The organism is Clavibacter sp. GW821-FHT01D01 (assembly GCF_059422605.1).
Genome location: NZ_JBWKXC010000023.1, coordinates 1 through 5,155 on the forward strand (window position 1 = coordinate 1; position 5,155 = coordinate 5,155).

A 5,155-nucleotide genomic window follows, 5' to 3' on the forward strand; every position below is an offset into this window, starting at 1 on the left:
GGCGCGGCGGCGGCCGGCGCGGAGGCGGGAGCCGGTGCCGGTGCTGGCGCCGCGGCGGGAGGCGCGGCCACGGGAGCGGGGGCCACAGGAGCGACGGCAGCCGGCGCGGCCTCGGTCGTCGGATCCGCCGACGCGTCCGCCACGCCGACCCGGCGCTCGAGGCGCTCGACGCGGGCGAGGGCGCCGCGGTGCGTGTCGTCGCTGGCGGGCACGAGGACGCGGGCCACGAGGAGCTCGAGGTGGAGGCGCGGGGACGTGGCCCCCGTCATCTCCGTGAGGGCGGCGTTGACGACGTCGGCGGCGCGCGACAGCTCGACGGCGCCGAACGCGACGGCCTGGGCCCGCATGCGCTCGAGCTCGTCCTCCGGGGTGCCGCGGAGCACGGCGGCGGCGCCCTCGACGGAGGTGGCGCCGACGATGATGAGGTCGCGCAGGCGCTCGAGGAGGTCCTCCACGAAGCGGCGCGGATCCTGTCCGGTCTGGATGACGCGGTCGACGCCCGCGAATGCGGCCGCCGCATCGTGCTGGGCGACGGCGTCGATGACCTCGTCGAGGAGGGCGGCGTGCGTGTAGCCGAGCAGGGCGACGGCGCGCTCGTACTCGACGCTCTCGTCCTCCGAGCCCGCGATGAGCTGGTCGAGCAGGGAGAGCGTGTCTCGCACCGATCCCCCGCCGGCGCGCACGACGAGCGGCAGGACGCCCGGGGCGACCTCCACGTGCTCCTCCTTCGACAGGTGCTCCACGTAGTCGAGCATCTGGGCGGGGGGAACGAGCCGGAACGGGTAGTGGTGCGTGCGCGACCGGATGGTGCCGATGACCTTGTCGGGCTCGGTGGTGGCGAAGATGAACTTCACGTGCTCCGGCGGCTCCTCCACGATCTTCAGCAGCGCGTTGAAGCCCTGCGGGGTCACCATGTGCGCCTCGTCGAGGATGAAGATCTTGTAGCGGTCGCGTGCGGGCGCGAAGACGGCGCGCTCCCGGATGTCGCGCGCGTCGTCGACGCCGTTGTGGCTCGCCGCGTCGATCTCGACCACGTCGAGCGACCCGCTGCCGTCGCGGCTCAGCTCGACGCAGCTCGGGCACACGCCGCAGGGGGTGTCCGTGGGACCCTCCGCGCAGTTGAGGCAGCGCGCGAGGATGCGGGCGGAGGTGGTCTTGCCGCAGCCGCGCGGACCGCTGAACAGGTAGGCGTGGTTGACGCGGTTGGTGCGGAGGGCCGTGCGCAGCGGATCCGTCACCTGCGTCTGGCCGATGAGCTCGGCGAAGTTCTCTGGCCGGTAACGGCGATACAGGGCGGTGACCACGATCCTGAGGATACCGGGCACCCCCGACCGTCCGGCCGCGCCGGTCGGCGCGGAGGACGGCCGCCGCGTCCTCCCGGCGGGGAGGGCACGGCGGCCGTCGAGGTCAGCGATCGGCCGCGACCCGGCCCGGGGCGTCCTCGCCCTCGGGGGCGATGACCCCCGTTGTGCGCTCGTCGGCGGGCTCGGCGGATCCGGATCCGGATCCGGATCCGGATCCGGAACCGTCACCGGGAGCGGCCGAGGGCCGCTCCTCTCCCGGGCGCATCCGCTCGCGGATCCACCCGGGCGCGCTGCTGCGGACCCGGGAGGCGAGCGCCATCCCCTGGCGCCACGTGGCATCGCGGACGAACAGGAAGTCGAGGGCGATCATCGCCAGCGAGAACGGCCAGAGGCCGAGGAGGAGACCGATCATCAGGTGCATCCCCGTGATGACGACGAGGGCGACGATGCGCGACGGCCGCCACAGGATCAGCACCGGGAACAGCCCCTGGAACGCCACGGCCATGAAGCTCGCGAGCACCACCCCGAGGCTCATCTGCACGAGCAGGTCGTTGAGCGCGGGCCACGGACGGTAGCCGTCGAGCATGAGGGAGTAGTAGGTGGCGCTCCCGTCGCGCCACTCCTCGCCCATCAGCTTGAGGATCGCGGAGTTCACGTAGATGAGCATGATCTGGTACGCGCTGAGCACCAGGGCCGTGTTGTGGAGCAGCACGGGCACGAAGCGCGGGACGCGCGCGAGCAGGGCGCGGATCCCCGCCAGGGAGGCAGCCGGCTGCCGCGCCGGACCGCGGCGACGCCGGACGGCATCGAGCGAGAAGTGCCGCGACAGGTCCGCGAACAGGGCGAAGAAGAGGGTGAGCCGCATGACGACGTCACCGCCGTTGGTGAGCAGCGTGCTGTTCGTCGACAGGCCCACCCAGAACAGCAGCAGGAACGGCGTGACGATCCGCGTGCGCAGTCCGAGCGTGAACAGCACGGCGAGGGCGGCGAGCACGAGGTAGGCGAGGTCGAACAGCGTGGCGTCGGTCTTGGAGAACAGCTTCCCGAAGAGGTCGGGCCAGTCGCGGAGCCGCACGAGCGGGTCGACGAAGCGCGAGCCGACCCCCCACAGGTAGTGGCGGTCGGCGAAGCTCGTCACCAGGACGCCGATCATCACGAGCCCCAGGGTGATGCGGAGGGCCGCGAAGCTGTACGTGGCGTGCTCGCGCTCCGTGAGCCAGCCCACGGCGGCGCGGGGCCAGGTCGCGGGTGTCCGGAGCGACCGGAGGAGGGTCGCGTCCTGGGCGGCCGCACGGCTCCGTGCGGAGCGCGCGCGCCCCGCCCAGGAGCCGGCCGCGGGCGTCGGACGCTCGTCGCGCGTGCTCGTCTTCATCGTGCGTACCTCTCGACGACGGACTGGTAGACGCTGAGCGCCTGGGGATCGATGACGTCGTCGACGTGACGCCACCCGAACGTCCGCACGGACGGCTCGTACTGCCGGGCGTCGTCGAGGCGGCGGTCGAAGTCGTTCGGCCGGGTGGTCACCACGCGCCACCGGACGCGCTCGACGTCGCGGCCGAAGTAGGCCGTGCTCCAGTACGTCGCGAACTCCTTCACCACGTACTCGTGCCGGAGGAAGGAGATCACGCGGCCCCGCGTGCCGTCCTCGAGCCCGGAGAGCTGCTCGATGAGCGAGTCCGCGGTCTTCGCCGCGTAGCCCGTGTCGGTGCGCCGGATGAAGGTGTCGCGCACCACCTCCTGCTGCTCGGTCGACAGTGCCTGGTAGCGGGTCATGTACGTCTTCACGAGGTTGGCGCTCTGCTTGTTGGTGCGCGAGCCCTGCAACTGCCCCTCGCTGGCCCCGTACTCGGACTCCGTCACCGGGATCCAGTCGCTCTTGACCAGGGCTCCCGACTCGTCGCGCCACTGCGACTGGACCTCGAGGAAGCGGCTCGCCTTCTGGATGGAGGGAGCGAAGACGTTCCACTGCTGGGAGAAGAAGGGACGGGCCGGGGCCGTGAGCGCACGGGTCGCGTCGTTCTGCGGGACGGCCATGAGGATCGTCGTCGCGATGTAGACGATGACGACCCCGACCGCGACGAGCGCGCTCACCCGGGCTCCGCGCGTCAGCGCCGGAGGAGCGCTGGGACGCGGACGTCTCGGGCCGTCGGCCCCGTCGCGTGGAGCAGCCTCGGGGTCGAGGCGATCGGATCCGCTCGCAGCGTCTGCCGGTCGAGTGCGGTCGTGCGTCGTGTGGGTCATGAGCGCCGTCCCCCTGGTGCGTCGGGTGCTGAGAGAGCACGTATCGGGTGTGTCGTGCGGGTCGTGCCGGTCGTGCGGGTCGAGCCGGTCGTGCGGGAGACGACTCGGGGCGGGCGGCCCACGGCGTTCATGCCGTGGGCCACCCGCCCGTCAACGTCGTCGTCTCGAGCCCATCAGGCCTGTCGACGACGGCTCTGGTGCAGTGCACCCGCGCCGGTCAGCAGCATCAGGAGCGCGATGCCGCCGAGCAGGAACAGGCCGTCGGAGCCGCCACCGGTGACCGGGAGGATCCCGCCGCCGTAGCCGCCGTTCCCTCCACGGATCGGCGTGCCCGGCTGGCCGGCGGGGACCGTCTTCGCGACCACCGTGAAGTCGGTGTCCGGGAGATCGGTCGGGCCGGACTCGCTGCCCGTCACCGTCACCGAGTGCGCACCGAGCTCGAAGTCGGCGCCGATCGGGAAGGTGAAGACCACCCGTCCGTCCGGTCCGGCCGTCTGCGCGGTGAGCGGCATCGGCGTGGAGTTCACCGTGGCGGAGACGGTCTCGCCGGGGGTGAACCCGGTGCCCGTCACCTGCTGGATCACTCCGGTGCCGCGGACGACGCTGGAGAACGCGACCGTCGTGCGCGTCAGCTCATCGGAGCCATCGGCGTCCGTGCCGTCCGTCGCGTCGGCGTCCACGTCAGCGGCGGCGTCGGTGTCAGCGGCGGCGTCCGCGTCCGCGTCAGCCGCGGCGTCGGTGTCAGCGGCAGCGTCCACGTCGGCAGCAGCGTCGGTGTCAGCGGCAGCATCCACATCGGCGGCAGCGTCGGTGTCAGCAGCAGCGTCCATGTCAGCGGCAGCATCCACGTCCGCAGCGGCGTCCACATCGGCGGCAGCGTCAGTGTCAGCGTCAGCATCCACGTCCGCGGCAGCGTCGGTGTCAGCAGCAGCATCCACGTCCGCGGCAGCGTCGGTGTCAGAAGCAGCATCCACATCAGCAGCAGCGTCGGTGTCAGCAGCAGCATCCACATCCGCAGCAGCGTCGGTGTCAGAAGCAGCATCCACATCCGCAGCAGCGTCGGTGTCAGAAGCAGCATCCGCATCAGCGGCAGCATCGACATCAGCAGCGGCGTCCACGTCCGCGGCGGCGTCGGTGTCAGCGGCAGCGTCCACGTCAGCAGCAGCATCGGTGTCAGCAGCAGCATCCACATCAGCAGCAGCATCGACATCCGCGGCAGCGTCAGTGTCAGCAGCAGCATCGACATCAGCAGCGGCGTCCACGTCCGCGGCAGCGTCGGTGTCAGCAGCAGCATCCACGTCCGCAGCAGCATCCACGTCAGCAGCGGCGTCAACGTCCGCGGCGGCGTCAGTGTCAGCAGCAGCGTCGGTGTCAGCAGCAGCATCGACATCAGCTGCGGCATCCACGTCCGCAGCAGCATCGGTGTCAGCAGCAGCATCCACGTCAGCTGCGGCGTCGACATCAGCGGCGGCATCTACATCCGCAGCGGCATCGACATCAGCAGCAGCATCCACGTCAGCAGCAGCATCGACATCAGCAGCAGCGTCCACATCAGCGGCGGCATCTACATCCGCAGCAGCGTCGGTGTCAGCAGCAGCATCGACATCAGC

5 protein-coding genes are annotated in these 5,155 nt (G+C 71.2%); all 5 read right to left on the reverse strand.

The window, feature by feature from the left end; translation table 11 throughout:
• The coding region (locus AC07VC_RS16175) for a DNA polymerase III subunit gamma and tau (RefSeq protein ID WP_494724490.1) at positions 1-1,304 on the reverse strand (1,304 nt) is incomplete at its 3' end.
• A 103-nt stretch (positions 1,305-1,407) separates the two neighbouring features.
• Positions 1,408-2,676, reverse strand: coding sequence for an HTTM domain-containing protein (locus tag AC07VC_RS16180; protein ID WP_494675331.1), 1,269 nt, complete (start codon positions 2,674-2,676; stop codon positions 1,408-1,410).
• Positions 2,673-3,395, reverse strand: a complete 723-nt coding sequence (locus tag AC07VC_RS16185) for a DUF5819 family protein (protein ID WP_494675330.1) — start codon at positions 3,393-3,395, stop codon at positions 2,673-2,675. Before AC07VC_RS16185 ends, AC07VC_RS16180 begins: the two co-directional genes overlap by 4 nt.
• A gap of 323 nt (positions 3,396-3,718) precedes the next feature.
• Positions 3,719-4,225 carry an LPXTG cell wall anchor domain-containing protein gene (locus tag AC07VC_RS16190; protein ID WP_494724491.1) on the reverse strand — a complete coding sequence of 169 codons (507 nt, stop codon included), beginning with the start codon at positions 4,223-4,225 and terminating at the stop codon, positions 3,719-3,721.
• Positions 4,174-5,019 carry a hypothetical protein gene (locus AC07VC_RS16195; protein WP_494724492.1) on the reverse strand — a complete coding sequence of 282 codons (846 nt, stop codon included), beginning with the start codon at positions 5,017-5,019 and terminating at the stop codon, positions 4,174-4,176. Before AC07VC_RS16195 ends, AC07VC_RS16190 begins: the two co-directional genes overlap by 52 nt.
• Positions 5,020-5,155 lie beyond the last annotated feature (136 nt).

Excerpts from the sequence above, each read along its gene's own strand:
- AC07VC_RS16195 (WP_494724492.1), bottom strand. The coding sequence starts at position 5,019 with ATGCCGCCGCTGATGTCGACGCCGCAGCTGACGTGGATGCTGCTGCTG.
- AC07VC_RS16180 (WP_494675331.1), bottom strand. The coding sequence starts at position 2,676 with ATGAAGACGAGCACGCGCGACGAGCGTCCGACGCCCGCGGCCGGCTCC.